The following is a 24,545-nucleotide window of genomic DNA, read 5'->3' as shown; positions in this document are numbered from 1 at the left end:
CGGTGCCTCGCAAGGCCCGCGCCTCCCTTTCGCGGGAAAAGGTTGCGTCAGTAGGGTGACGCTACGTCCCCCGTTTCGACGTAGACCGACTTGACCTGGCTGTAATGGCCGAGCGCCGCGAGTGCGTTTTCACGGCCGATGCCGGATTTCTTGTAGCCGCCGAAGGGCATTTCGACCGGAGTCAGATTGTAAGCGTTGATCCAGCAGGTACCGGCCTGGAGGCGCGAGACGACGCGGTGGCCGCGTGACAGGTCGGCGGTGAAGACGCCGGCGGCCAGGCCGAACTCGGTGTCGTTGGCGCGGGCGATCGCTTCGTCCTCGTCGGAAAAGCGCAGGACGCTCATGACCGGGCCGAAGATTTCCTCGCGCGCGATGCGCATATCGTCGGTCACGTCCGCGAAGACGGTCGGTTCGATGAAGTTGCCGCTCTCGAAACCCTGCATCTTCGGCGCGTTGCCGCCCGTGATCAGGCGGGCGCCATCCTCGTCGCGGCCGATGCGGATGTAGTCCATGACCTTGTCGTGCTGCGCGCGGCTGACGATCGGTCCCATCTGGACGTCTTCGTCCAGCGGATCGCCCATACGGATCGTCTTGGTGCGTTCGGCAAGGCGGTTGAGGAAGCGGTCATAGACCCCATCCTGCACGAAGACGCGCGTGCCATTGGAACAGACCTGGCCGGACGAATAGAAATTGCCGAGCATCGCGCCGCCTATGGCGTTTTCGAGATCGGAATCGTCGAAGACGATGATCGGCGATTTGCCGCCGAGTTCCATCGTGGCGTGCTTCATATGGCCGCCGGCGAGCGCCATGACCTTCTGACCGGTCGGCACCGAGCCGGTGAGCGAGACCTTATCGACATGGGGATGCGAGACGAGCGATGCGCCGACATCGCCATAGCCCTGCACGACGTTGAAGAGGCCGGCGGGAATGCCGGCTTCGATATAGAGCTCGGCCAAGGCAAGCGCGGACAGCGGTGTCGTCTCGGACGGCTTGAAGACCATGGCGTTGCCCATGGCGAGCGCAGGCGCGGACTTCCATGCGGCGATCTGGATCGGGTAGTTCCACGCGCCGATGCCGACGCAGACGCCCAGCGGCTCGCGGCGCGTATAGGCGAAGGGGCCGCCGAGCTCGATGAACTCGCCGTTGAAGCCGGCAACGACCGAGCCGAGATATTCGAGGGCGTCGGCCGCCGAGGCGGCGTCGGCGACAAGCGTTTCCTGAATAGGCTTGCCGGTGTCGAGCGTCTCCAAGCGGGACAGTTCTTCGTTACGTTCGCGCAGGAGATCGGCCGCGCGGCGCAGAATGCGACCGCGTTCGATGGGCTTCAGCGCAGCCCATTCGGCTTGCGCCGAACGGGCGGATTCGACGGCGAGTTCGATGATGTTTTCGGTTGCCGAATGCAGCTTTGCGATCGTCTCGCCGGTCGCCGGATAAAGCACGTCGATGGCGCGGCCGCCTTCGTCCTCGACGAACGAGCCGTTGATGAAGTGGGATGCCTTCGGCTGTGCTTTCATATGTCTGTCCTGCCTAGTTCTCTTCGACGGAAATGCCGCTCTCGTTGATCTGGATTTCGACGCCGGACGGCTTGGTCTCTTCGCGGTAAACGTAGAGGCCGAGTGCGAGGGCGACGAGCGCCAATCCGCCGATGACGATGTAGAGCTTGTCCTTGGTCATGTTGGTTTTGCCTGAAAATAATGACGATCCGATGCCTGTAACGTTCTTCGTCCGATGAGGCTAGCGGTCTGACGTTTTCCAACGCGGACTGATCCAAGGTTCCTGATTTGAGGGTGCGAGCGGCTGGCGGCCAAGGATATGGTCCGCCGCCTTTTCGCCGACCATGATCGACGGCGCGTTGAGATTGCCGTTTGTGATGCGCGGGAAGATCGAGGAGTCGGCGACGCGCAACCCCTCGACGCCGATCACGCGGCATTCGGGATCGACGACGGCATTCGGATCGTCCTTATTGCCCATGCTGCAGGTGCCGCAGGGATGATAGGCGCTTTCGGCATGTTCGCGGATGAACGCGTCGAGCTGGTCGTCGCTTTGGACGTCCGCGCCGGGCGAGATTTCGGGGCCTCTGAACTCGTCGAAGGCGGATTGGCCGAAGATTTCACGCGTCAGGCGGATGCAGTGGCGAAAATCGGCCCAGTCGTCGGGATGCGACATGTAGTTGAAGCGGATGACCGGCTTGTCCTTCGGATCGGGCGAGCGCAGCGTGACGGAGCCGCGCGATTTCGAGCGCATCGGCCCGACATGCGCCTGAAAGCCGTGCGCCTTTGCCGCTGCCTTGCCGTCATAGCGGATCGCAACGGGGAGAAAGTGATACTGGATGTCGGGATAGTCGACGCCGGCTTTGGAGCGGACGAAGGCGGCCGCTTCGAAATGGTTGGACGTGCCGAGCCCCGACTTGAAGAACAGCCATTGAGCGCCGATCAGCCCTTTCGAGAAAAGATTGAGCTTGGAGTAGAGCGTGATGGGCTTCGTCGATTCCTGCTGGATGTAAAGTTCCATATGGTCTTGCAGGTTCTGGCCGACGCCGGGGCGGTCGGCGACGATTTCGATGCCGTTGTCTCGCAAATGCGCGGCTGGCCCGATGCCTGACAGCATCAGAAGCTTGGGCGAATTGATCGAGGAGGCGGCGAGGATCACCTCGCGCTTGGCCTTCACGAAACGGATTTGCCCGCGCACCTCGTATTCGACACCGATGGCGCGTTGGTTCTCAATGACAATGCGGCGAACGAAACCACTGACGAGATTGACGTTCTTGCGTTTGAGGGCAGGACGCAGATAGGCGTTGGCGGTCGACCAGCGGCGGCCCCGATGGATGGTCTGTTCCATCGGCCCGAAGCCTTCCTGCTTGGAGCCGTTATAGTCGTCCGTCGTCTCGAAACCGGCCTGCCTGCCGGCTTCGACGAAAGCGGCATAGAGTGGATTGGCGCGCGGGCCGCGCTGGACGTGCATCGGTCCGTCCGTGCCGCGCCATTGCGCTTCGCCGCCATGCGATGCTTCGAGGCGCTTGAAATAGGGCAGCACATCGGCATAGGCCCAGCCGGTTGCGCCTTCGTCGGACCAATGGTCGAAATCGCGCGCATGGCCACGCACATAGACCATCCCGTTGATGGAGGACGAGCCGCCGATGACCTTGCCGCGCGGTGTGGCGAGCCGCCTTCCGCCAAGATGCGGCTCGGCTTCGCTTTGAAAGCCCCAGTCGTAAAGGCTCATGCTCATCGGAAAGGAGAGGGCGGCCGGCATCTGGATGAACGGCCCGATATCCGTCCCGCCAAATTCGACGACGGCGACCGAATGCTTGCCGTCTTCCGACAGCCGATAGGCGAGCGCGCTGCCGGCGGAGCCGGAGCCGACGATGACGTAATCGGCTTCGAGCATGGTCATTCACCTCGCGGAAAACGCTGACGGTCTTCCAGCACGTTCAAATCCATGTGGTTGCGCATGTAGCGCTCGGACGCCTTTTGCAGCGGCTGAAAATCCCACGGGTAGTAGGAACCGTTGCGAAGCGCCGGGTAGACCACCCAGCGGCGCGCCTGGCTCTCGCGCACATCCGCGTCGAAGCGTGCCATGTCCCAGCGCTCCCGCACGCGGGAGGCGAAACCGGCGACGAGCTGTTCGTGCGCGGAGTCTTCCGCGAGGTTGGTCAGCTCGGCCGGATCCGATTCCAGATCAAAGAGTTGCGGCGGGTCGATCTCGCAATGGACGAACTTGTAGCGCCCGTCGCGGATGGCGACCATCGGGGCGTAGGAGCCTTCGGCGGCATATTCCATCAGCACCGGCTCGTGCCGTTCGACACCGTCGATCATGTGCCTTAGCGACGTGCCGTCCGTCCATGGCGCAATCGCGCTCATGTCGATGCCGGCGAGGTCGCACAGCGTCGGACAGATGTCGAGATTGGACGTGGGCGTGTCGTGGTTGCCGGCGGTGATATTCGGCCCGGCTATCATCAGCGGCACGCAGGACGCGCCGTCAAGGAAGGACATCTTGAACCACAGGCCGCGCTCGCCGAGCATCTCGCCGTGATCGGAGCAGAAGACGACGATGGTGTCGTCTGCCATGCGTGTGCGTTTCAGCGTGTCGAGAAGTTCGCCGACCTTGTCGTCGATATAGGAGATATTGGCGAAATAGGCGCGGCGCGACTTGGCGATGTCCTCGCTCGTGATGTCGAAGGAGGGGTAGTCGCTGGCGTGGTAGAGGCGCTGCGAATGCGGATCCTGCTCTTCCAGCGGGATGAAGCCGATTTCCGGCTGGAGCTTGTCGCAACCCTCGTAGAGATCCCAGTATTTCTGGCGGGCGACGAAGGGGTCGTGCGGATGGGTGAAGGACACGGTCAGGCACCATGGGAGGCGCTCGGCGTCCTGGCTTTCGCGTGAAAGCTGATAGAGCTTCTGGTTCGCGAGGAAGGCGACCTCGTCGTCATATTCCATCTGGTTGGTGATCTCGGCGATGCCGGCATTCGTGACCGAGCCGAGGTTGTGGTACCACCAGTCGATCCGCTCGCCGGGCTTGCGATAGTCCGGTGTCCAGCCGAAATCGGCGGGGTAGATGTCGGTCGTCAGGCGTTCCTCGAAGCCGTGAAGCTGGTCTGGTCCGACGAAGTGCATCTTGCCCGACAAGGCGGTGTAATAGCCGGCGGCGCGCAAATGATGCGCGAAAGTGGGGATCGAAGAGGAGAACTCGGCGGCATTGTCGTAGACGCGCGTGCGCGACGGCAATTGCCCGCTCATGAAGGACGCCCGCGCCGGCGCACATAGCGGCGAGGCGGTGTAGTTGGCGGCGAAGCGGGCCGACCGCGCCGCAAGTGCCTTCAGATGCGGTGCATGGAGGAAATCCGCCGGCCCGTCAGGAAAGAGCGTGCCGGTAAGCTGGTCGACCATGATGATGAGGATGTTGGGCTTCAATTGGCCGCTCCGGCGAGTTTGAGATCGAGATAGTCGTTGACGAGGGCGATGGCGGAGCCCGCGTCCGGCGCGCCGTCCTTCAGCGCGCGGCGGATATAGAGGCCGTCGATCATCGCGGCGATGCCTTCGGCGGTCTGCTCGGCGTCGCTGACCAACGGGCGCAGGCCGCTCATCAGGTTCGAATGGAGGCGGCGTGCATAGATGCGCAAAAGCCGGCGCATCGGATCGGACCGCTGCGCCGCGACGTAGAAGGTCAGCCATGCGGCGACCGTTTGCGACGTGAACTGGTCCGGTGAGAAATTAACCGAGATGACGGCCCGGATGCGCGCCTCGGGCGTCGCGGCCTGGACGAGCGCTTCGCGCGCGTCGCGGCCGAGTTCCGCCAGGATATGGCGCATCGTTGCGTGGAGAAGATCGTCCTTGGCGCCGAAATAGTGATGCGCGAGCGCGGATGAGACGCCAGCACGGCTGGCGATCTGCGCCATGGTGACGTCGAGCGAACCGCGCTCGCCGATAGCGGCGATCGCTGCATCGATCAGCGCCTTGCGGCGCACGGGTTCCATTCCAAGTTTCGGCATGTTCCAGATTTAACGTTAATTGACTGGTCAATCAAGAACCGGAACACACCCGATTTTCGGTGAGTGATTTTCGGGTTCCGGCGCTGCGCTGACGCATGGTAGGATCGCGCATTCATGGAGGATTGAACGCAAATGACTGCATGCATTGTCGGCTGGGCGCATTCGGCGTTCGGCAAGTTGGCGGACGAGACCGTCGAAAGCCTGATCACCAAGGTTGCGAACGAGGCGCTCGAACATGCCGGGATCGGGCCGGACGACGTGGACGAGATCGTGCTCGGCCATTTCAACGCGGGTTTCTCAGCCCAGGATTTCACGGCGAGCCTGGTTTTGCAGGCCGACGACCGGCTGCGCTTCAAGCCGGCGACGCGCATTGAAAACGCCTGCGCGACCGGTTCGGCGGCCGTGCGCCAAGGCATCCGCGCCATCGATGCCAATGCTGCGAAGATCGTGCTCGTCGTCGGCGTCGAGCAGATGACGACGACGGCTGGACCCGAGATCGGCAAGAACCTTTTGAAGGCGTCCTATCTGCCGGAGGAAGGCGATACGCCGGCCGGTTTCGCGGGCGTATTCGGCGGCATTGCGCAAGCCTATTTCCAGCGCCATGGCGATCAGTCGGACGCTCTGGCGACGATCGCCGCGAAGAACCACAAGAACGGCGTCGACAACCCCTACGCGCAGATGCGCAAGGATTTCGGCTTCGATTTCTGCCGCCACGAAAGCGAGAAGAACCCGTTCGTCGCAGGCCCCCTCAAGCGCACCGATTGCTCGCTCGTCTCGGACGGCGCGGCGGCGATCGTGCTGGCCGATACGCGCACGGCACTGCGCATGAAGCGCGCCGTCGCCTTCCGCGCCAACGAGCATGTGCAGGACTTCCTGCCGCTGTCGAAGCGCGACATTTTGCTGTTCGAGGGTGCCGAGGAAGCCTGGTCGCGCGCGTTGAAGAGCGCCGGTGTGACGCTCGACGATCTTTCGCTGGTCGAAACGCATGACTGTTTCACCATCGCCGAACTGATCGAGTATGAGGCTATGGGACTAGCCAAGCGTGGCGAGGGCGGCAGGATCGCGCTCGAAGGGCAGACCGAGAAGAGTGGCCGCCTGCCGGTCAACCCTTCAGGCGGGCTGAAGGCCAAGGGCCATCCGATCGGCGCGACCGGCGTTTCCATGCATGCGCTCAGTGCCATGCAACTGACCGGCGAGGCGGGCGGCATACAGGTGCCGAACGCCAAGCTTGCGGGCATCTTCAATATGGGCGGCGCGGCCGTCGCCAATTACGTGTCGATCCTCGAGCGCATCAAGTGAAGCGCCCGGCCGTCGTCACCGGCGGCGCGTCCGGCATCGGCTTGGCCGTTGCCGAGCGCCTGCTCGACGACGGATGGCCGGTCGCTATCATCGATGCCGAGGCGGAAGCGCTGGCGGAGGCCGAAGAGCGCCTCGACAGCGAGGACGCGATCTTCATCCGCGCCGATCCGACCGATGATGAGGAAATCTCGGAGGCGTTCGACCAGTGTGTCGATGCCTTCGGCCCGATCGCCGCGCTGGTGAACGCAGGACCGACCGGGGAAAAACCCACATCGGACGACCTTTCAGCGGAGCACCTGCGTCAGGCGCTGGAGTTCGGTCTGGTGGCGGTGCAGATCGCCTGCCGCGAAGCGATCGAGCGGCGCGGCGACGACCTTTCCATCGTCAATCTTCTGGCCGAGAGCGACGCGGGAATCGCCGAAGCCACAGCGCGCGCCGGGCTGAAGACGTTTAGCGAAGGGCTGGCGGCCGAGCTTGGGCCGAAGGCAGTGCGTGTCAATTGCGTTTCGTGGCGCCGCAATGCCGCCATCGAGAACGTGCCGCTGCGCCGCCCATCCGATGTCGAGGAGATCGCCGCAGCGGTGGCGTTCCTGCTGTCGTCGGAAGCGAGCTATGTCAGCGGCCACACCCTCGTCGTGGACGGCGGGCGGTCGAAGGCTGGATAGGTCAGCCTTCTTCAGAAAATAGCCATCGTTCCATATCCCGGCACCTTGATGCCCAGACGCTTGATGTCGATGCCGGCGACGAGGCCGAGAAGGTGGAATTCGAGGCCGCTCGATGCACCTATGGTGATGCCGGCATAACCGGCCAGATTGATGCGGAAATCGCGCCCGTCCGGCGTCATGCCGAATGCACCGAGGCCCGCTGCATAGTCGCGCCCGACCGCGTTGGGCGGCAAACGGCCGCCGAAATCGGGCACGGCTTCGATCACATTGGCGACGAAGCTGTTGGAGTTCGGTCCCGGCCAGATGCGATAGCCGCCCTGCTGGGCGTAGGGATAGGCGGCGATGGCTGCGTCGAATTGCGGCAACAGCCTCTCGGCTGCGTCGCCCTCCACGGCATGCACGACATAGGGCGGGTTCGAGTACCAGTAGCCGTCGGCGTCGCGATGGTTGCGGCGGATGGGCGAGCCCCAGCCCACCTTGTCGTAGCGCTCGTAGCTCGTTTCGCCGGGGCGCTTGAGAACGATCCAGCTATGGACGGAAAGCGCTCCCTTGAGGCCACCGGTGCGCGCCGCCAGCACGTAGATCGCGGCGTTTTCGGCTTGAGGCGGCGGCAGGAGACCGGCGGACGACCAGTTGGCGATGCGCCAAGTTTGCGGACGGTCGGCGAAGGTCCACCAGCCGAGTGTGGCGAGAGCCGGCAGGATGAAGATCAGGAAGACGAAGCCTGACAGGCGCAATGCGATCGACAATCGGCAAGCTTTCTTTCGGGGAACGGACGGGCTATCTGCGGGGCAGTTTCATGAGGACAGATAATGGTAAATCCGGTTCTGGTCGAAGTCACCCGCGCAAATGTGATCGAAAGCCGTCATCGCGGCGCGATCTCCGTCTTCGACGGCGATGGCACCGAAGTGATGACGGTCGGCGACGTCGCCCGGCCGGTCTTCCCGCGCTCGGCCGTGAAGTCGATCCAGGCGCTGCCGCTGATCGAGAGCGGCGCGGCCGATGCCTACGAATTTTCCAGGGCCGACATCGCGCTCGCCTGCGCTTCGCATTCGGGCGAGGCCGCGCATGCCGACCGCGCGGCCTCGATGCTGGCAAAGGCCGGGCTCTCGGCGCACGATCTGGAATGTGGCACGCACTGGCCGACCCGGCAGGAGGCGACCATCGAACTGGCGCGGTCCGGGGGACAGCCGAGAGCGCTTCACAACAATTGCTCGGGCAAACATTCGGGCTTCGTGTGCACCTGCCGGCATATGGGCATCGACCTTCGCGGCTATGTGAAGGCCGGGCACAAGTCGCAGGAGATGGTGCGTGAGGCGATGGAGGCGGTGACGGGCGCAGCGCATGGCGAGGATTCCTGCGGCACGGATGGCTGCTCGATCCCGACCTATGCTGTGCCCTTGTCGAATCTGGCGAAGGGCTTTGCCCGCATGGCGACGGGGCAGGGACTAGGGCAGCGCAGGGCCAAGGCCGCGTCGCGCATTTTCGAAGCGTGCATGGCCGAGCCGTTCTATGTGGCCGGCACGGAGCGCTTCGATACGAAGCTGATGACCCTCGGGGCGGGCAGAATTTTCGTAAAGGTCGGCGCGGAGGGCGTCTATTGCGGCGCGCTGCCGGAACTGGGTCTCGGCTTTGCATTGAAATGCGACGACGGCGCGGTTCGTGCTGCCGAAACGATGGTCGCGGCGCTGATCGCACGCCTGTCGAAGGATGCGCTGGGCGAGGAAGTCGGCGCGCTTTCGCATCAGGTCATGAAGAACTGGAACGGCATCGAGGTCGGAATCGTGCGCCCGGCCGGGGAACTTGCGTAGCGGGCCAGAACTGCTGATCGCAGCGGTTCATGCTATGCTGAAAAACCTTGGAGGGGATATCGGCATGGCGAAGCTTTATTTCGGAATGAACCAGTCGCTCGACGGCTATATCGACCATGACCGGTTCGCGCCGGGGCCTGTTCTGTTTCGCCACTTTATCGAGGAAGTGCGAGGACTGTCGGCCAGCATCTATGGCCGCCGCCTGTATGAAATCATGCGCTACTGGGACGAAGACCACCCAGAGTGGACTGCGCACGAATGGGATTTCGCAAATGCCTGGCGCGGGCATCCCAAATGGGTGGTGTCGCGGTCTTTGAAATCCGTCGGTCCCAACGCCGCGCTGATTGAAGGGGATGTCGAGGCGGCGATCCGCAAGCTGAAAAGTGAGCTTACCGGAGAAATGCAGGTTGGGGGATCGGAATTGGCGCAAAGCCTCGCCGAAAGCGGTCTCATCGATGAATATCGGCTCTACATCCACCCGGTCGTGGTCGGGCACGGCAAGCCGTTTTTCGCCGGCCCGCGGCCGCCGCTTCGCCTGGCGGCCCATGAACCGATGGGCGAGGACGTGATCAAACTAACCTACGTTCCGGTGTCCGCGCCGTAGATTTCGCTGCGAGCGGGGTTTTCCTACCCGACGACATCCTGTTCCAGCCTGCGGGGCAGGAGCTTTTCGCAAAAGACCGTTCCCGTTTCCGGCAGCGGCTTGATCGGCGCATCGAGGGTGGCCTGCGAAACGGGCACCGGCGGCTCGAAAACGGTTGCGCCGACGATGACGTTCTGGCCGCCGCGAACGCTTTCGATGCGCGCCTGACGGGCTTCCAGCACGCGTTCCTGAAGTCGGCCGTCGAGAAGCGAGCGCAGGATGCCGCCTTCGTTCTCGATGCGGCGAAACTCTTCCCATGCAGTCTCGCACAGCGATGCGATGAGATGATATTGAAGGTCCGGCGCGGGCGTCGGGTTGGAGATCGGCCGCAACTGCACCTCGCGCTTCATCACCGTCTGGCAGGACAGCGCCATGCGCCGCGCCGCGCGCTCGGGAAGGCCGACCGGCATGGTGTGGGGCAGGATCGAGACCGAATTGGCCGTGCCGCCGATGGCCGCTGCCGCTGCCAGCGTGTTGCGGGTGATATTCGTCTCCGGATCGCGCCGGCTCATCATGCGAAACGATGTCTCGGCATGGATGTTCGCGGGAACGTGCGGCAGCGAGGAATGCTCCTCGACCGCGTCCCAAAGCTTGCGAAGCGCGCGGATCTTGACGATGGTCGACAAGGGGTCCTGCCCGGCAGCGAGAGCGAAGCCCATATGCGGCGCGGCGTAGACCAGAGGCTGGCGCGCCTCCTCGAACATGCGCAGATGGCTGACCGCGCAAGCCAGCATGACGCCGAGTTCCTGCGCGTCGGTCGCGCCCGCATTGTGGACGACGCGGCCGTCGGCTTCCAGAAGCACTGCCGGTGCGCCGACCGAGAAGAAGTGCGCGAGCGACTGCGGCATCGAAGCCTGAAGCGCCTCGATCGACATATGCAGGCGGCCGGTGCCGGCGAAAACCGCACCGGGATCGACGCCGAAGGAAAGGCTGAGCTTTGCCGGATCGACGTTCGGCCAGCGCGAGAAGATGTCGACCATCCAGTCGACCGATGTACGGCTCATCGGGTGGACGTCGATGCGCAGATGAATTTTGTCGAGCGGAACGCCGGCAAGCGCGATGCGCAACGCGTCGGGTGAGGCGGGGAGGCCATATCCGAAGGAATTCGGGGCGCCTTCGAAGACCAGAGCAAGCCCGTCGGCGCCATTTTCGAGATCGGTCAGCGCCTGCGCATTGGCGCGCGCCGGATCGGAATCGTCCACGCGCTGCAGGATCTTCCAGTCCGCGACGCCGCCCGCGCGTGCCTGAAGGCCCGACGCATCGACCTCGTAGTGGAGGCGTTCCGAACGTGCCGGCTCCGCCGCCAGCCGTTCAAGCCAGACGTCCCGCTTCATCGCGGGAAACGACCGGGTGCCGACACTTGCTGCTTCCATTTCCGCCCTTTCTTTGGCCGCCTCGCCGCAGCCTTTGCACTGAACTTAAGGTGGCATGGACACACACGCAACGCGCGGTCGCCCGCCTGAGAACTTTTTGCAATGTGTTGTTGCACATGCGCCTATTGACGATGGCGCGGGTTCAGCCGAATCTCGCGGCGCGTTTTACGAACGGAGGGGCATCATGTGGCAGGCCGAAAGCATTTTCCTTGGCGCCAGTCGAAAGCCGGACGACACCTATCAGCGGCCTGAGGAATTGCTGCTCAAATACGGCAATCGCCACGGGCTTGTGACGGGTGCGACCGGCACCGGCAAGACGGTGACGCTACAGATCCTCGCCGAGGGGATTTCGGAGGCCGGCGTGCCGGTCTTCTGCGCCGACATCAAGGGGGACGTCGCCGGGCTTGCGGCGAAAGGCGAGCCGAAGGACTTCCTCACCAAGCGTGCCGAAGCGGTGCAACTCCAAAATTACGAGTTTACGGAATTTCCCGTCGTCTTTTGGGACCTTTTCGGAGAGCAGGGCCATCCGATCCGGGCGACGGTTTCGGAAATGGGGCCGCTCTTGCTGTCCCGCCTCCTCAATCTCACAGAAGCACAGGAAGGGATCGTCAACATCGCCTTCCGTCTGGCCGACGAGGAAGGGCTTCTCCTGCTCGACATGAAGGACCTTCAGTCGATGCTCGCCAATATGTCGGAACGGGCGAGCGAACTGTCCGGTCGCTACGGCAATGTGACGAAAGCGTCGGTCGGCGCGATCCAGCGCGCGCTTCTGGTGCTGGAGCAGCAGGGCGGAGACCATTTCTTCGGCGAGCCGGCCTTGCGGATAGCGGACCTGATGCGAACTTCGCGCGACGGACGCGGCGCCATCAACGTTCTGGCCGCAGACCGGCTGATGATGAACCCGCGTCTCTACGCGACGTTTCTTTTGTGGCTGATGTCGGAACTGTTCGAGGAACTGCCCGAGATCGGCGATCCCGACAAGCCGCGTCTGGTGTTCTTCTTCGACGAGGCGCATCTGTTGTTTTCGGACGCGCCGAAGGTGCTGGTGGAACGGGTCGAGCAGGTCGTGCGGTTGATCCGCTCCAAAGGCGTCGGCGTCTATTTCGTCACGCAGAACCCGCTCGACGTGCCGGAAACCGTCTTGGCGCAGTTGGGTAACAGGGTTCAACATGCCCTCCGCGCGTATACGCCGCGCGAGCAAAAAGCGGTGAAGACGGCGGCCGAGACGTTCCGGCCGAATCCCGATTTCGACTGTGCCGTGGCGATCACGCAGCTTGGCACCGGCGAGGCGCTGGTCTCGACGCTGGAAGAAAAGGGCGTGCCCTCGATGGTTCAGCGAACACTGATCCGCCCGCCATCGTCACGGTTGGGTCCTTTGACGCCGGAAGAGCGGCGTGCGGTGATCGCGCAAAGCCCCGTGGCCGGCCAGTACGACACGGCCGTCGACCGGGAATCGGCGCACGAAATGCTGGCAAAGCAGGCCGAGGCGAAGATGCGCGCCGAGGAAGACCAGCGCCGCCGGGAGGCAGAGCAAAAGGAGGTCGCGCAGCGCCCGCGCTGGACGCTGCCCGATGGAGCCGAAGCGCCGCGCGAGCGCCGCCAGCCTGCACCACGCGCCTCGAACCGGCAATCGGTGGCCGAGGCGGCGATGAAGTCGGTGGTGCGCTCGGTCGGATCGTCGGTCGGCCGCGCATTGGTTCGCGGCATATTGGGGAGTTTGAAGGGCGGCCGTTAAAGCCGCCCTTTCCGATCAGACGGTCGCGAGGCCGGACGTGACGAGAATGGGCGACTTTGCGGGCACGCGGTCGTAGAGGTCGATCACGTCCTGGTTGATGAGACGAACGCAGCCGGACGAGACCGACAGGCCGATCGACCACCATTCAGGCGAGCCGTGCAGACGGTAGAGCGTGTCCTTGCCGTCTTGATAGATATAGAGCGCGCGGGCGCCCAAAGGGTTGCCGAGGCCAGCCTGCATGCCGCCGTCCCAGCTACGCGTCGAGGGGTTGTATTCGGCGCGATAAGGTTCGAGTTCGGGCTGACGGTCGATCATTTCGTCCGGCGGGAACCAGCGCGGCCAGGTCTGCTTCCAGTCGATCTCGCCGCGGCCCGACCATTCGAAACCGGCACGCCCCAGACCGACGCCATAGCGCATGGCCCGGCCGCCCGCCTCGACGACGTAGAGATAATGATTGCCCACGTCGACGACGACGGTGCCGGGAGCCTCGCCGGTCGGATCGGGGACGCGGCGGCGCAGAAGCCGGGGATTGATACGTTCGAACGGAACGGCGGGAATCTGGTATCCCTCATCCAGAACCGACGCATAGGCTTGCTGATAATAGGCTGGCGAATAATCCGGTTCCGGCGGGGGCGGTGCATAGCTGATCGCCGAGCCGGAGCCTATCGTGTCGCGGCGCGGAACGCTGGTGCAGGCCGAAAGCGCGAGCGATGCGGCACCGGCGGCAGCCACGCCGAGAAACCGGCGGCGGGAGACATGCTCAATCATTTCAAAAATCTGGCTCCAATGCGGATCTTGCCGTGCAACGCAAGATCATCCGGCAGGTTCCGCCGGGTCAATGGCGAATGAGGCATTGGAGTTAACCCAAGCTGCGCGAACCGGGAAGTTCAGTCTGTGTTTCCCTCGGACTTCCCGCATATCTGTGGCGTTGCGGCCACAGACCATGCGCTGTCAAGAAGCCGTGATGAGGCCTTCGAGCGAGGGAAGGACGAGCTTTGCGGGATGGTCGGGATATTCGTTCGGCTGTCGCGAGCGGTTGATCCAGATGGTGCGGTAGCCGAACCTCGCCGCGCCGGCCGCGTCCCAGCGGTTCGATGACTGGAAGGAAATCGCGCTCGGATAAAGACGCCATTGCGTCGTCACCATATCGTAAACGTCAGGGTGGGGCTTGTAGCGGCGGATGCGGTCGACCGAGAAGATCTCGTCGATGATGGTGTCGAGCGCTGCGTTTTTAACGGCGGATTCGAGCATTGCGGGCGAACCGTTCGACAGGATCGCAAGTCGGGCGCCGTTCGCCTTCAGATCCTTGAGCACTTTGGGGACCTCGGGATAGCAGTCGAGCTTCCAGTAGGCATCGAGCAATGGCTGGCGCATGGCCCTGTCGGCCGAGGGAACGAGCGCGAAGGCGGCGTCGAGGGCGCGCTCGGTCAGTTCCCAGAAGTCGCGATAGTCGCCCATAAGCGACAGGGTCCACGAATATTCGAGTTGCTTGGCGCGCCAGATTTCCGAAAGTCTCTGCCCCTCCGGCCCGATCTCGCCGGCATGGCGGCGCACGGCCGCATGCACGTCGAAAAGCGTGCCATAGGCGTCGAAGACATAGGTGGCGTATTTCATGGATCGGCCTCTTTTGGCCGGGACTTGACCGAAAACGCGATTTCCGGTCAAGCAGAACGCGCGTTGGACCCATCGAATGACGCATCTGCCGGTTGACCCGCAGCCTCGGCCCATCTTGCATGCGCGCGATACAAAAGAACAGGAATGCTTGAGATGACACTTTCAGTACCCGCCCAGTCGCTGACCTGGACGTTTGTCGATGGCGAATGGCACGAAGGAAATGTCGCGCTGGTGGGGCCGCGCAGCCATATCATGTGGCTCGGCTCATCCGTTTTCGACGGCGGGCGCTGGTTCGAAGGCGTCGCGCCCGATCTCGATCTCCACGCCGCGCGTGTCAACGCGTCCGCAACGGCGCTCGGCCTGAAGCCGACGAAAGAGGCCGGCGAGATCATCGACCTGACCTGGGAAGGGCTGAAGAAGTTCGACGGCAAGACGGCCGTCTACATCCGTCCGATGTATTGGGCCGAGCATGGCGGCTATATGGGCGTTCCGGCCGATCCGGCCTCCACGCGTTTTTGCCTGTGCCTCTACGAATCGCCGATGCAGGGACCGGACGGGTTCTCCATCACCGTGTCGCCCTTTCGCCGCCCGACGATCGAAACCATGCCGACCAACGCCAAGGCGGGTTGCCTTTATCCCAATAACGGCCGTGCGATCCTCGAAGCCAAAAGCCGCGGCTTCGACAATGCGCTGGTGCTCGATATGCTCGGCAACGTCGCCGAGACGGGCTCGTCCAACATCTTCATGGTCAAGGACGGCGAAGTGCTGACGCCGACCAAAAACGGGACGTTCCTTCCCGGCATCACGCGCTCGCGCACCATGGGTTTGCTTAAGGATGCGGGCTATTCGGTTTCAGAGCGCACGCTGACCGTGAAGGATTTTCTGGAGGCCGACGAAATCTTCTCGACCGGCAACCATTCAAAGGTCATACCGATCACGAAGATCGAGAACCGCAACCTTCAGCCCGGCCCCGTCGCGGCGAAGGCGCGCAAGCTCTATTGGGAGTGGGCGCACGCCTGATCGGCGGAAATGTCTGATCCGGCCGGTTGCGTGATGTGACCAACTGCCTATGTAAGCAACTATCGATATTCATTTCTCGAGAGGGAGACCGACATGGCTTTCGAACTGCCCGCACTGCCTTATGATTATGAGGCGCTCCAGCCCTATATGTCCAAGGAGACGCTGGAATATCACCACGACAAGCACCACAAGGCGTATGTCGACAAGGGCAACGAACTCGCCAAGGAAGCCGGCATGGACGGTCTTTCGCTTGAAGAGATCGTCAAGCAGAGCTTCGGCAAGAACCAGCCGCTCTTCAACAATGCCGGCCAGCACTACAACCACATTCATTTTTGGAAGTGGATGAAGAAGGGCGGCGGCGGCAAAAGCCTGCCGGGCGCGCTGCAAAAGGCGATCGACAGTGATCTGGGCGGCTACGACAAGTTCCGCACCGATTTCATCGCGGCCGGCGTCGGCCAGTTCGGCTCGGGCTGGGCATGGCTTGCGGTCAAGAATGGCAAGATCGAGATCCAGAAGACTCCGAACGGCGAAAACCCGCTGGTTCATGGCGCGAAGCCCATTCTCGGCGTCGATGTGTGGGAGCATTCCTATTACATCGACTACCGCAATGCGCGCCCGAAATACCTCGAAGCCTTCATCGACAACCTCATCAACTGGGACCACGTCCTGGAAATGTACGAGGAAGCGACGCGCTGAGCTTCGCAAGATCAACGAAAACCCCGGCCTTCGCGCCGGGGTTTTTGTTTGTATGGGGTCGCTCTGTCACGAAAGCTTTATCGGGATATGGTCGGAACGCGGTATCGCGTCGAACATTGATCGCTACTGTTCCATCAGTTCAGGAAGCCCGGAGAGCCCCATGAGATCGATCCTCCCAGCCACCGCAGCGATCATGCTGTTCGTCCCGTTCGCTTCGGCCGATCCGATCGAGGACCGGGAGGCGATCATGAAAGAGCGCTCGCAAATCCTGCGTACGCTCGGGCCAATCGCACAGGGCAGGACGCCTTTCGATGCCGATACGGTGCTGGCTGCGCTGGAAGAGCTCAACGCGAATGCGCAGGCACACGATATCGAGGCGCTTTATCCCGAAGGCAGCGAGGGCGGCGACGCCACGGCAGCCGTATGGAGCGATCGCGAGGGCTTCATCGAACTCGATGCCGAATATCGCGCGGCGGTGCAGGCGGCCGTCGCTGCCGCGCCGGAAGACCAGCAGGTATTCCGCGCCTCTTTCCAGCCGATCGGCGCTTCCTGCGGCACCTGCCACGAGACCTACAGGGCGGATTGATCGCGCATGGGCGTCGGGGCGAAACTCGCGACCGGCCTCGCGCTGACGGCGGCGCTCGGTGGTGCGGCCTTCTGGTATTTGACCGAACCGGTTCGTCTCGATGCGGCTGAACTCGCCGCATTGCCGGACGGCGATGCGGCTGCGGGCGAGCGCATCTTCTGGGCGGCCGGTTGCGCGTCGTGCCATGCCGCGCCCGGTTCGAGCGGCGAGGCGATGCTGGAACTGGCCGGCGGCGTGGAACTGGAAAGCGAATTCGGCACGTTCATCGCGCCGAACATCTCGACCGACGCGCAGCACGGCATCGGCGGATGGACGCTCGGCGATTTCGCCAATGCGGTGAAGCAGGGCGTATCGCCGGAGGGCACGCATTACTATCCTGCCTTCCCCTACACGTCCTACAGCCGCATGCGCGACGAAGACGTCGCGAACCTCTTCGCTTTCATGCAGACGCTGCCGGCGGTGGCGTCCGACGCGCCCGGCCATCAGGTTTCGTTCCCGTTCACCGTGCGGCGCGGCATCGGGTTGTGGAAGCGGCTATATCTGAACGACGAACCGCAGGTGGACCTTGCGGGGGCGGTCGACCAAGTGCTTGCAGGCCAGTATCTCGTCGAGGCGCTCGGCCATTGCGGCGAGTGTCATACGCCGCGTGCGGTCACCGGCGGGCTGGATACGAGTGCGTGGCTCGGTGGCCGGCCCAACATCACGCCGGGCGGTGACATCGCGGACTGGAGCGAGGACGACATCGCCTATTATCTCGAAAGCGGATTTACGCCCGATTTCGATTCGGCGGGAGGGCGCATGGCCGCCGTCATCCGCAACATGGCGCAAGTGCCGGCCGAGGATCGCGAGGCGATCGCGGCCTATCTGAAGGCGATACCGGCGGTGGAGAGCGTCGCGGAGCCCGAGAGCGACGACGCGTTCCGCGCCGACTGAATTTTCGCCTCTTTGTCGGTTCGAGGCTTGCCGTTTCGTCGTTTCGGCAGAAGCGACGGCGAACGGAGGACCGGTTTCATGCGCTACATGGGTGGTTGCCACTGCGGCAATATCGAGATCGAAATCGACGGAGAACTGACGGCGGCGCTTTCGTGCAACTGCTCGATCTGTTCGAAGAAGGGCGCGCTGCTTTGGGCTGTCCCGCACGACCGTCTGAAGGTGCGCGCGGTCGAGGAGCCGGCGCGTTACCTCTTCAACAATCACGTCATCGTCCACCGCTTCTGCGCGAAATGTGGCATGCACCCCTATGGCGAGGACGCGGCCGAGCAACCCGGCCGCTCGGCCTACGTCAACATTCGATGCCTCGAAGAGGTGGATCTGGCGTCGGTCCCGCGCGTGGAGTTCGACGGACGGTCGATTTTGTAGTGTCGGTGGCAGGCGAAATCGTGGTGAGAAGGTCGAGGCATGGATTCCTGTGACCCCCGTGCTTGTCACGGGGGTCACAGGAATCCATGCCTCGACGTGCCGCTTCACGCCTTCCCGACCACCTTCAGCGCGAAGGCGTAGACATAGGCGATCTCCTCCAGCCGGGAGAAACGGCCGGACGCGCCGGCGTGGCCGGCGTCCATATTGATCTTGAACAGGACAGGATGGTCGTCCGTCTTCATCTGGCGCAGCCGGGCGACCCATTTCGCCGGTTCCCAATAGGTCACGCGCGGGTCGGTCAGCCCGGCGAGGGCGAGGATCGGCGGATAGTCCTGCGCGGCGACGTTGTCGTAGGGCGACCATGAGGCGATGCGCGCATAGTCGTCGGGCGAGGCGAGCGGATTGCCCCACTCGGGCCATTCGGGCGGGGTGAGCGGCAGCGAGGCGTCGAGCATCGTGTTGAGCACGTCGACGAAGGGCACTTCGGCGACGATGCCCGCGAAGGCGTCGGGCGCCATGTTGGCGACTGCGCCCATCAGCATGCCGCCTGCCGAGCCGCCTTGCGCGATGATCCGGTCATGCGCGGTGTAGCCTTCCGTCACCAGATGGCGTGCGGCGGCGATGAAGTCGTTGAAGGTGTTCGCCTTGTGCTCGCGCCGGCCCTGTTCGTACCAGGCGAAGCCCTTGTCCTTGCCGCCGCGAGTATGGGCGATCGCATAGACGAAGCCGCGATCGGCAAGCGACAGGCAGTTGGTGTTGAACGATGCGGGTATGGTGATGCCGTAGGAGCCGTAGCCGTAGAGAAGACAGGGCGCGGAGCCGTCGAGCTTCGTGTCCTTGTGGTAGAGCAGCGAGATCGGCACGAGTTCGCCGTCCTCGGCAGGCGCCATCAGGCGGCGCGTGACGTAGTCGTCGCGGTTGTGGCCGGAGGGGACGTCCTGCGTTTTCAAGAGCGTGCGTTCGCGCGTGCGCATATCGTAGTCGAAAAGCTGCGACGGCGTCGTCATCGACGAATAGGTAAAGCGGATCACATCCGTGTCGTATTCGAGCGAACCGATCAGCCCGAGAGAATAGGCTTCTTCCTCGAAGGCGATCACATGCTCTTCGCCCGATCCGCGCTCGCGGATGACGATGCGCGGCAAGCCGTCCTTGCGCTCGAGGCGAACGAGATAATCCTTGAAGCCCATGATCGACAGGATCAGCCGGCCGGGCTCGTGCGCGACGAGTTCGCTCCAGTTTTCGGGGCGCGGATCGGCGACGGGCGTCGTCATGATCCGGAAATCCTTGGCATCTCCAGAGTTGGTCAGGATGAAGAAGACGTCGCCGCCTTCTTCCAGTTCGTACTCCACGCCGGTCTGGCGAGCGGCAACGAGGCGCGGCTCGGCGGCCGGATCACCTGCCGGGAGGATGCGGTACTCGGTCGTTTCGTGATCGTTGATGCCGATGAAGATCCAGTCGCCCGTGCGGGTGCCGCCGACATTCATGAAGAAGCCCGGATCGGTTTCCTCGTAGATCAGGCGGTCTGCGGACTGGTCGTCGCCAAGACGATGATGGAAGATTTTCGATGGGCGATGGTTATCGTCGAGGCTGGTATAGAAGAAGCCCGTGTTCGAGGCGTCCCAGTCGCCCGATCCGCCGGTATTGGCGACGAGGTCGGAAAGGTCGCTCCCCGATGCGATGTCGCGCACCTTGAGCGTATAGAACTCCGAACCCTTCTCGTCATAGGACCAGATCAGCCGCGCGTGATCGCTCGAATGGTCGACGCCGCCGAGACGGAAATAGGCCTGGCCCTCCGCTTCCTTGTCGCCGTCGAGGACGATGTCCTCCTGCCCGCCGGCGCGCGGCGTGCGGAAGAAGCGTGGCTGTTCGCCGCCCTTTTTGTAGGACGAGCCATAGGCGAAGGGGCCGTCTGGCATCGGCACGGAGGAATCATCTTCCTTGATCCGGCCCTTCATCTCGGCAAAGAGAGCGGCGCGCAGTTCCTTCGTGTTGGCCATGAGATCGGCCTGATAGGCATTTTCGGCATCCAGATGGGCGCGAATGTCGGGCGCCAGCGTCGCGGGGTCCTTGAAAACCTCTTGCCAGTTCTGCGCCCTCAGCCAGTGATAAGGGTCGGATACGGTGATGCCGTGATGGGTGTGAACATGGTCGCGCCTGTCGGCGATCGGGGCGGACGAGAGGGCAGGCTGGAGGCTGGTCATGAAATCCCGGAATGCAAAAGGGAAAAGAACGGCGGGACGAGGAACGCCCGCGCCGTTGACGCGTCGAACATATCAGTCGTGGTCGAAGGTCAGCGCGACGCCGTTCATGCAATAGCGCAGGCCGGTCGGTGCCGGCCCGTCTTCGAACACATGGCCGAGATGGGCATCGCAATCGGCGCAGCGAATCTCCGTGCGCGTCATCATGAAGGAGCGGTCGCTGTGCTCGGCTACGGCTTCGGGAGCCACGGGGGCGGTGAAGCTCGGCCAGCCCGATCCCGATTCATATTTTGTTTCAGAGCGAAAGAGCGGCCGGTCGCAGCACACGCACCGATAGAGACCGGGCTCTTTGTTATCCACATAAGGGCCGGTGAAGGCGCGTTCTGTTCCGTGCTTGCGGGTGACCTGATATTGCTCGGGCGTCAATTGTTCGCGCCATTCGGCATCCGACTTCTCAACCTTTGGCATGATCCTGCTCTTCTTGTCTCAGAAAGGGTTGGCCTACATGTAGGCAGCCGTTCGGTGATTGTCATCTTCGACGTGACGTTCCTTCACGTCATCAATCCGCCATAGAATTTCGGGAGTTATCCAATAATAGAACAATGCAACCGTCGATTACATTTTGTGAAGTGGTAGCAAAGTGTCTTCTACGAGGTCGAGAACGACATAAAGCTGTGGTAGCTCAAAAAGTATCCCGGCTAATCCGCTAGATTGATTGACTTGGATAAATATTCGATCCATCTGTTGCTCAAGCACTCCGGGGCCGTGAGCGGCACGTTGGTAGAACCGGTAGAATAAGTCCGGCGCTTGAATAATGACCTTGAATTGGGGCCTTGAAATGCAACTTTCCGACGATCTCCCGAAAAACGGCGACATGCTGATCGAACTGACGGCCGATGTGGTCGCAGCCTATGTCAGCAACAACCCTGTGCCGGTAGGTGAGCTTCCGAATCTTATCGCCGATGTACATATGGCTCTTGGCCGTGTGGGAGCAACGCCCGAAGCGGCGCCCGTCGACAAGCAGAAGCCGGCGGTCAATCCGAAAAAGTCGGTTCATGACGATTTCATCATCTGTCTGGAAGACGGGAAGAAGTTCAAGTCGCTGAAGCGCCACCTGATGACCCATTACGGGCTGACACCCGAGCAGTATCGCGAGAAGTGGGGCCTCGACGCAAGCTATCCGATGGTTGCGCCGAACTATGCCGCGGCACGTTCGCAACTCGCGAAGAAGATGGGTCTCGGGCGCAAGCGCAAGCCGCGCTGACCTTCATCGACTCACACTTCGAAACCGGCGCCGCACAGGCGCCGGTTTTGTTTTGCGGGCCTGGATTTCATCGGGACAAAATTCATCGAGCGCCTGCTTGAGTGCGATGTGCCTGTTGAGATCGTAGCTCCAGTGCCGCATCGCGCCACGTATCCGTTCGCGCTCGAGGAGGCGCCTCAGGCGCTTCACGATCAGCCTTCGTCCCGCTTCGCCCGTCTTTGCAAGATGGTCGAGGTCGATGCCGGCATTGCACAGTAGCGCCACCCGCTGCACCGCACGGCGCTGCTCGAGGTCCCTTTCCGCCTTGTAGGCGATGATTTCGCTTTTCAGGTCCACGTCCGGCACCCCTGTTGATGAGGACCGCGATGGTGAACGCCGTGACGACGGCGTGGATAAGTTTACCGGCCGGAATTTGCAGCAAGAAAAAATCCTGAACGAAACCAGTAGATTGGATGGCGGGATAAATTTTTATGTTCGATATTTGTTCTCATGCGCGCTGATCCACGATAAAAGCATTTATTCCTATATCGGAGGTGAATGTGGCGCGTGCGGGGAAAAGATGGGAAGTCGAGGACGATGACGGACCGGATGAGCCGTCGTCATTCCCATCGTCAAAAAAGGCCGACGAGCGGTGGATGAGCGATTGCGAAGCGGTGATCGACATCGTTTCGGCCTTCTTCAACGTGTCGAGCAAGGATATTCGCAATTCGACCCGTTCGATCGCGTCTGTGGCCCGCGTGCGGCAGGTGGGCATGTATGTCGCTCACACGGTACTCCAGATTCCGATGAAGCATGTCGGGCGATGTTTCGTGCGCGACCGGACGACGGTTCAGCATGCGGTCACGCTGATCGAGGATCTGCGCGAGGATGCAGAGTTCGACGGGATCATGGATCAGGTGGATCGGCTCGTTCGGGTTCTGGTTCGCCGCGAGGCGGTGTGAGGCACGCATGACCGATCGACATTTGTTGCGGATTTTGACGTTTCTTGCGCGCGGCGCCGCGCGGTGCGAACCGGCCGGCAAGCCGGGCACATCCCTGCTGCAGGGAGGCGACCGGGGGACCATCGCCGTGCCCGGGGAAGCAATCGGGCAGGCCATCGCGCGCGGCCTCATAATCGATGCGGAGGGCGACATATCCATAGCGCAGGCCGGATTTGCCTGGATGGCGCGCGCCGGCTCCGGTGAGGATCGGTTTCAGGCCCAGCACCAGGATCGCGACATTCGTGCGGTCGAACTGGCCGGCGCGCGCGAATTCGTCATGGTCAATCTGAAGGAAAGCCCGCTCGCCGCGCTCGCGCAGCGAAAGGGCCGCGACGGCCGGGCCTTTCTTTCGGCTTTCGAGATCGAGGCGGGAGAGCGTTTGCGGGCCGACTACGATTTCGGCCAACTCATGCCACGCATGAGCGCCAACTGGGAGGCGGCGGTTTCGGCGGGTCGGCGCGGCGGCGGCAACACCAAGGCCGATCTTTCCGACAACGCGCTCGCCGCGCGCCAGCGTGTCAACGCCGCCATAGAGGCCGTCGGCCCCGAGCTTTCCGGCGTGCTTGTCGACGTCTGCTGCTTCCTGAAGGGTCTGGAAGAGGTCGAGACGGAACGGCGCTGGCCGAGGCGGTCGGCAAAGCTGATGCTGAAGACGGCGCTGGGTGTGCTGGACCGGCACTATCGACCGAAGCAGCGCGGCGACGGACGGCGTAGCGTCGTCCATTGGGGCGCGCCGGACTATCGGCCACGCGTCGGGGAGTGACTGCCGGTTCAGGAAGCCGGCGCGTTCTCGGCAAGAGCGGCGGCTTCCATGCGAATGCGCTTGATCATGGAACGCAGGCCATTGGCGCGCTGCGGCGTCAGATGTTCATCCAGCCCGAGACGCTTCAGCGTGGCCTCAGGATCGACGGCGAGGATTTCGGAGGCGCGTCGGCCCGAATACAGAGCAAGAACGATCGCCACGAGCCCCTTCACGATGTGGGAATCCGAATCGCCTTCGTAGGAGATGGGGGGGTTCGGTTGATCGCCCACCGTGGAATTCAGCCATACCTGACTGACGCAGCCGGGAACCTTGTGCGCGGCGTCGCGCGCGGCTTCGGGATAGGGCGGCAGGTCGCCGCCAAGCTCGATGATGTACCGGTAGCGGTCATCCCATGCATCGAGAAAGGCAAAGTCGTCGAATATCTGGTCGATGGTCGTTGTCATGACACGGGATATAGGGCTCCGCACCGCCGCCGTCACGTCAAAAGGTGGTCTCGGCCGAGGCGGGCACGCTGCCGGTGAGGACCGTCTCGTCATAGGTGCCGATTGCCGGCGTTGGCGCGGCGAGCTGGCTTTCCGCCGGCGTTTCGCCGAACTGCCCGTCGAGTGCCTCATAGGCAATGCGCGCGCCTTCGCGTGCCCGCATGCCGAGCGAGCCGACGAGCGCACCGCCGACTTCACACACTTCGGGCTTGCGCTCGCAGATGCCCGATACGTCGCTGATCGCGTCGCGTGCGGCAAAAAAGGCGTCGACAGCGCCGACCTGCGGCTCGTCCGTCTCGCCCGAAGGCGCGAGCGGGATGAAGAGAAGAGCGATGGAGAGCCAGAACGCGCTCTTGAACAAAAATCCGATCATGGTCTTTCCCCGTCACCGGCGTCTCATGCCGGCGTTCATGGGTATCAAAGCATGAGGACGAAAAAGGCTGCTTGAGGGTGCCGGGTCAATTTTCAACAGTTTCGATTCAAATTGTAATGGTCAGCGTTCGGTATGGGGCCTCGTATTGGGTTGCGATCACCGAAAACGCTGGAATTTCATCGGATTGACGGAACGA

The 24,545-nt window shown here is 62.8% G+C and carries 27 protein-coding genes; 13 read left to right on the top strand and 14 right to left on the bottom strand.

Annotated elements, in window-relative coordinates; all coding sequences use genetic code 11:
* Positions 1-47: 47 nt before the first annotated feature.
* Genes betB through betI form a run of 5 tightly spaced genes read right to left on the bottom strand, consistent with a single transcriptional unit; the run spans position 48 to position 5,488 of the window.
* A complete protein-coding gene (gene betB, locus GTW25_RS00715; protein WP_252910075.1) occupies positions 48-1,514 on the bottom strand; it encodes a betaine-aldehyde dehydrogenase in 1,467 nt (488 codons plus the stop codon).
* A gap of 13 nt (positions 1,515-1,527) precedes the next feature.
* Positions 1,528-1,674 (bottom strand): hypothetical protein, encoded by a 147-nt coding sequence (locus tag GTW25_RS00710; protein ID WP_252910074.1) that lies wholly within the window; start codon positions 1,672-1,674, stop codon positions 1,528-1,530.
* Positions 1,675-1,734: 60 nt separating this feature from the next.
* Positions 1,735-3,387, bottom strand: coding sequence for a choline dehydrogenase (gene betA, locus GTW25_RS00705; RefSeq protein ID WP_252910647.1), 1,653 nt, complete (start codon positions 3,385-3,387; stop codon positions 1,735-1,737).
* A 2-nt stretch (positions 3,388-3,389) separates the two neighbouring features.
* Positions 3,390-4,910 carry a choline-sulfatase gene (gene betC / locus GTW25_RS00700; RefSeq protein WP_290127838.1) on the bottom strand — a complete coding sequence of 507 codons (1,521 nt, stop codon included), beginning with the start codon at positions 4,908-4,910 and terminating at the stop codon, positions 3,390-3,392.
* Positions 4,907-5,488: a transcriptional regulator BetI gene (gene betI, locus GTW25_RS00695; protein WP_252910073.1), complete on the bottom strand. Its 582-nt coding sequence runs from the start codon at positions 5,486-5,488 to the stop codon at positions 4,907-4,909. The genes betC and betI overlap by 4 nt, the downstream gene beginning before the upstream one ends.
* A 132-nt stretch (positions 5,489-5,620) precedes the next feature.
* On the opposite strand from betI, the gene GTW25_RS00690 reads away from it, so the two are divergent.
* Positions 5,621-6,787, top strand: a complete 1,167-nt coding sequence (locus tag GTW25_RS00690) for an acetyl-CoA acetyltransferase (RefSeq protein WP_252910072.1) — start codon at positions 5,621-5,623, stop codon at positions 6,785-6,787.
* Complete coding sequence (locus tag GTW25_RS00685) at positions 6,784-7,452, top strand: SDR family NAD(P)-dependent oxidoreductase (RefSeq protein ID WP_252910071.1); 669 nt, start codon at positions 6,784-6,786, stop codon at positions 7,450-7,452. Before GTW25_RS00690 ends, GTW25_RS00685 begins: the two co-directional genes overlap by 4 nt.
* Positions 7,453-7,463: 11 nt before the next feature.
* Here GTW25_RS00685 and GTW25_RS00680 read toward each other — a convergent pair whose 3' ends face one another.
* Positions 7,464-8,201, bottom strand: coding sequence for a DUF3750 domain-containing protein (locus GTW25_RS00680; protein ID WP_252910070.1), 738 nt, complete (start codon positions 8,199-8,201; stop codon positions 7,464-7,466).
* A gap of 60 nt (positions 8,202-8,261) precedes the next feature.
* On the opposite strand from GTW25_RS00680, the gene GTW25_RS00675 reads away from it, so the two are divergent.
* Both GTW25_RS00675 and GTW25_RS00670 read left to right on the top strand, forming a co-directional pair.
* Entirely contained in the window at positions 8,262-9,263 is a 1,002-nt protein-coding gene (locus GTW25_RS00675; protein ID WP_252910645.1) for an asparaginase, read from the top strand.
* A 64-nt stretch (positions 9,264-9,327) separates the two neighbouring features.
* Positions 9,328-9,867 (top strand): dihydrofolate reductase family protein, encoded by a 540-nt coding sequence (locus GTW25_RS00670; RefSeq protein ID WP_252910069.1) that lies wholly within the window; start codon positions 9,328-9,330, stop codon positions 9,865-9,867.
* A 23-nt stretch (positions 9,868-9,890) separates the two neighbouring features.
* On the opposite strand, the gene GTW25_RS00665 is transcribed toward GTW25_RS00670, so the two are convergent.
* Positions 9,891-11,279 (bottom strand): methylmalonyl-CoA mutase family protein, encoded by a 1,389-nt coding sequence (locus GTW25_RS00665; protein WP_252910068.1) that lies wholly within the window; start codon positions 11,277-11,279, stop codon positions 9,891-9,893.
* A gap of 184 nt (positions 11,280-11,463) precedes the next feature.
* On the opposite strand from GTW25_RS00665, the gene GTW25_RS00660 reads away from it, so the two are divergent.
* Positions 11,464-13,014: a helicase HerA-like C-terminal domain-containing protein gene (locus tag GTW25_RS00660; protein WP_252910067.1), complete on the top strand. Its 1,551-nt coding sequence runs from the start codon at positions 11,464-11,466 to the stop codon at positions 13,012-13,014.
* A gap of 15 nt (positions 13,015-13,029) precedes the next feature.
* Here GTW25_RS00660 and GTW25_RS00655 read toward each other — a convergent pair whose 3' ends face one another.
* Both GTW25_RS00655 and GTW25_RS00650 read right to left on the bottom strand, forming a co-directional pair.
* Complete coding sequence (locus GTW25_RS00655; protein WP_252910066.1) at positions 13,030-13,782, bottom strand: L,D-transpeptidase; 753 nt, start codon at positions 13,780-13,782, stop codon at positions 13,030-13,032.
* Between the two features lie 183 nt (positions 13,783-13,965).
* Positions 13,966-14,628: a haloacid dehalogenase type II gene (locus GTW25_RS00650; RefSeq protein ID WP_252910065.1), complete on the bottom strand. Its 663-nt coding sequence runs from the start codon at positions 14,626-14,628 to the stop codon at positions 13,966-13,968.
* A gap of 153 nt (positions 14,629-14,781) precedes the next feature.
* Here GTW25_RS00650 and GTW25_RS00645 point away from each other — a divergent pair, with 153 nt between their 5' ends.
* From GTW25_RS00645 to GTW25_RS00625, 5 genes are all read left to right on the top strand, one after another.
* Positions 14,782-15,648 (top strand): branched-chain amino acid aminotransferase, encoded by an 867-nt coding sequence (locus tag GTW25_RS00645; RefSeq protein WP_252910064.1) that lies wholly within the window; start codon positions 14,782-14,784, stop codon positions 15,646-15,648.
* A 93-nt stretch (positions 15,649-15,741) separates the two neighbouring features.
* On the top strand, positions 15,742-16,344 hold the full coding sequence (locus tag GTW25_RS00640) for a superoxide dismutase (RefSeq protein WP_252910063.1): 603 nt from the start codon (positions 15,742-15,744) through the stop codon (positions 16,342-16,344).
* A 160-nt stretch (positions 16,345-16,504) separates the two neighbouring features.
* Positions 16,505-16,930: a c-type cytochrome gene (locus GTW25_RS00635; protein ID WP_252910062.1), complete on the top strand. Its 426-nt coding sequence runs from the start codon at positions 16,505-16,507 to the stop codon at positions 16,928-16,930.
* 6 nt (positions 16,931-16,936) lie between these two features.
* Complete coding sequence (locus GTW25_RS00630; RefSeq protein WP_252910061.1) at positions 16,937-17,863, top strand: cytochrome c; 927 nt, start codon at positions 16,937-16,939, stop codon at positions 17,861-17,863.
* Between the two features lie 78 nt (positions 17,864-17,941).
* Positions 17,942-18,289 carry a GFA family protein gene (locus tag GTW25_RS00625; RefSeq protein ID WP_252910060.1) on the top strand — a complete coding sequence of 116 codons (348 nt, stop codon included), beginning with the start codon at positions 17,942-17,944 and terminating at the stop codon, positions 18,287-18,289.
* A 104-nt stretch (positions 18,290-18,393) separates the two neighbouring features.
* Here GTW25_RS00625 and GTW25_RS00620 read toward each other — a convergent pair whose 3' ends face one another.
* Positions 18,394-20,490 (bottom strand): S9 family peptidase, encoded by a 2,097-nt coding sequence (locus GTW25_RS00620; protein WP_252910059.1) that lies wholly within the window; start codon positions 20,488-20,490, stop codon positions 18,394-18,396.
* Between the two features lie 72 nt (positions 20,491-20,562).
* Positions 20,563-20,955: a peptide-methionine (R)-S-oxide reductase MsrB gene (gene msrB / locus GTW25_RS00615; protein WP_252910058.1), complete on the bottom strand. Its 393-nt coding sequence runs from the start codon at positions 20,953-20,955 to the stop codon at positions 20,563-20,565.
* Between the two features lie 370 nt (positions 20,956-21,325).
* Between msrB and GTW25_RS00610 the strand changes: the two genes are divergently transcribed.
* Positions 21,326-21,751 carry a Ros/MucR family transcriptional regulator gene (locus GTW25_RS00610; protein ID WP_252910057.1) on the top strand — a complete coding sequence of 142 codons (426 nt, stop codon included), beginning with the start codon at positions 21,326-21,328 and terminating at the stop codon, positions 21,749-21,751.
* A gap of 3 nt (positions 21,752-21,754) precedes the next feature.
* Here GTW25_RS00610 and GTW25_RS00605 read toward each other — a convergent pair whose 3' ends face one another.
* Positions 21,755-22,096: a cytoplasmic protein gene (locus GTW25_RS00605; RefSeq protein ID WP_372493026.1), complete on the bottom strand. Its 342-nt coding sequence runs from the start codon at positions 22,094-22,096 to the stop codon at positions 21,755-21,757.
* A gap of 290 nt (positions 22,097-22,386) precedes the next feature.
* On the opposite strand from GTW25_RS00605, the gene GTW25_RS00600 reads away from it, so the two are divergent.
* Both GTW25_RS00600 and GTW25_RS00595 read left to right on the top strand, forming a co-directional pair.
* Positions 22,387-22,692: a helix-turn-helix domain-containing protein gene (locus GTW25_RS00600; RefSeq protein WP_252910055.1), complete on the top strand. Its 306-nt coding sequence runs from the start codon at positions 22,387-22,389 to the stop codon at positions 22,690-22,692.
* Between the two features lie 7 nt (positions 22,693-22,699).
* Positions 22,700-23,494 (top strand): DUF6456 domain-containing protein, encoded by a 795-nt coding sequence (locus GTW25_RS00595; protein ID WP_252910054.1) that lies wholly within the window; start codon positions 22,700-22,702, stop codon positions 23,492-23,494.
* An 8-nt stretch (positions 23,495-23,502) separates the two neighbouring features.
* Here the strand turns inward: GTW25_RS00595 and GTW25_RS00590 are convergent, their stop codons facing one another.
* Together GTW25_RS00590 and GTW25_RS00585 are read right to left on the bottom strand one after the other, a co-directional pair.
* Positions 23,503-23,937: a SufE family protein gene (locus tag GTW25_RS00590; RefSeq protein WP_252910053.1), complete on the bottom strand. Its 435-nt coding sequence runs from the start codon at positions 23,935-23,937 to the stop codon at positions 23,503-23,505.
* A gap of 37 nt (positions 23,938-23,974) precedes the next feature.
* The gene (locus GTW25_RS00585; protein ID WP_252910052.1) at positions 23,975-24,349 is read right to left on the bottom strand and encodes a DUF5330 domain-containing protein; all 375 of its coding nucleotides are present in this window, start codon (positions 24,347-24,349) and stop codon (positions 23,975-23,977) included.
* Between the last annotated feature and the right edge of the window lie 196 nt (positions 24,350-24,545).

It is taken from the genome of Aliihoeflea aestuarii (genome assembly GCF_024105665.1).
Classification (GTDB): Bacteria; Pseudomonadota; Alphaproteobacteria; order Rhizobiales; family Rhizobiaceae; genus Aliihoeflea; species Aliihoeflea aestuarii.
The sequence above is the reverse complement of the archived record's forward strand: the minus strand, read 5'-3'. Positions and strand labels throughout refer to the sequence as shown.

Coding starts and splice junctions, on each gene's coding strand:
- GTW25_RS00670 (WP_252910069.1), top strand. CDS start 9,328: ATGGCGAAGCTTTATTTCGGAATGAACCAGTCGCTCGACGGCTATATC.
- GTW25_RS00640 (WP_252910063.1), top strand. CDS start 15,742: ATGGCTTTCGAACTGCCCGCACTGCCTTATGATTATGAGGCGCTCCAG.
- betB (WP_252910075.1), bottom strand. CDS start 1,514: ATGAAAGCACAGCCGAAGGCATCCCACTTCATCAACGGCTCGTTCGTC.
- GTW25_RS00590 (WP_252910053.1), bottom strand. CDS start 23,937: ATGACAACGACCATCGACCAGATATTCGACGACTTTGCCTTTCTCGAT.
- msrB (WP_252910058.1), bottom strand. CDS start 20,955: ATGCCAAAGGTTGAGAAGTCGGATGCCGAATGGCGCGAACAATTGACG.
- GTW25_RS00645 (WP_252910064.1), top strand. CDS start 14,782: ATGACACTTTCAGTACCCGCCCAGTCGCTGACCTGGACGTTTGTCGAT.
- GTW25_RS00595 (WP_252910054.1), top strand. CDS start 22,700: ATGACCGATCGACATTTGTTGCGGATTTTGACGTTTCTTGCGCGCGGC.
- GTW25_RS00655 (WP_252910066.1), bottom strand. CDS start 13,782: ATGATTGAGCATGTCTCCCGCCGCCGGTTTCTCGGCGTGGCTGCCGCC.
- GTW25_RS00585 (WP_252910052.1), bottom strand. CDS start 24,349: ATGATCGGATTTTTGTTCAAGAGCGCGTTCTGGCTCTCCATCGCTCTT.
- GTW25_RS00635 (WP_252910062.1), top strand. CDS start 16,505: ATGAGATCGATCCTCCCAGCCACCGCAGCGATCATGCTGTTCGTCCCG.
- GTW25_RS00630 (WP_252910061.1), top strand. CDS start 16,937: ATGGGCGTCGGGGCGAAACTCGCGACCGGCCTCGCGCTGACGGCGGCG.
- GTW25_RS00660 (WP_252910067.1), top strand. CDS start 11,464: ATGTGGCAGGCCGAAAGCATTTTCCTTGGCGCCAGTCGAAAGCCGGAC.
- GTW25_RS00610 (WP_252910057.1), top strand. CDS start 21,326: ATGCAACTTTCCGACGATCTCCCGAAAAACGGCGACATGCTGATCGAA.
- GTW25_RS00710 (WP_252910074.1), bottom strand. CDS start 1,674: ATGACCAAGGACAAGCTCTACATCGTCATCGGCGGATTGGCGCTCGTC.
- GTW25_RS00665 (WP_252910068.1), bottom strand. CDS start 11,279: ATGGAAGCAGCAAGTGTCGGCACCCGGTCGTTTCCCGCGATGAAGCGG.
- GTW25_RS00620 (WP_252910059.1), bottom strand. CDS start 20,490: ATGACCAGCCTCCAGCCTGCCCTCTCGTCCGCCCCGATCGCCGACAGG.
- GTW25_RS00690 (WP_252910072.1), top strand. CDS start 5,621: ATGACTGCATGCATTGTCGGCTGGGCGCATTCGGCGTTCGGCAAGTTG.
- betI (WP_252910073.1), bottom strand. CDS start 5,488: ATGCCGAAACTTGGAATGGAACCCGTGCGCCGCAAGGCGCTGATCGAT.
- GTW25_RS00600 (WP_252910055.1), top strand. CDS start 22,387: ATGAGCGATTGCGAAGCGGTGATCGACATCGTTTCGGCCTTCTTCAAC.
- betA (WP_252910647.1), bottom strand. CDS start 3,387: ATGCTCGAAGCCGATTACGTCATCGTCGGCTCCGGCTCCGCCGGCAGC.
- GTW25_RS00625 (WP_252910060.1), top strand. CDS start 17,942: ATGCGCTACATGGGTGGTTGCCACTGCGGCAATATCGAGATCGAAATC.
- GTW25_RS00650 (WP_252910065.1), bottom strand. CDS start 14,628: ATGAAATACGCCACCTATGTCTTCGACGCCTATGGCACGCTTTTCGAC.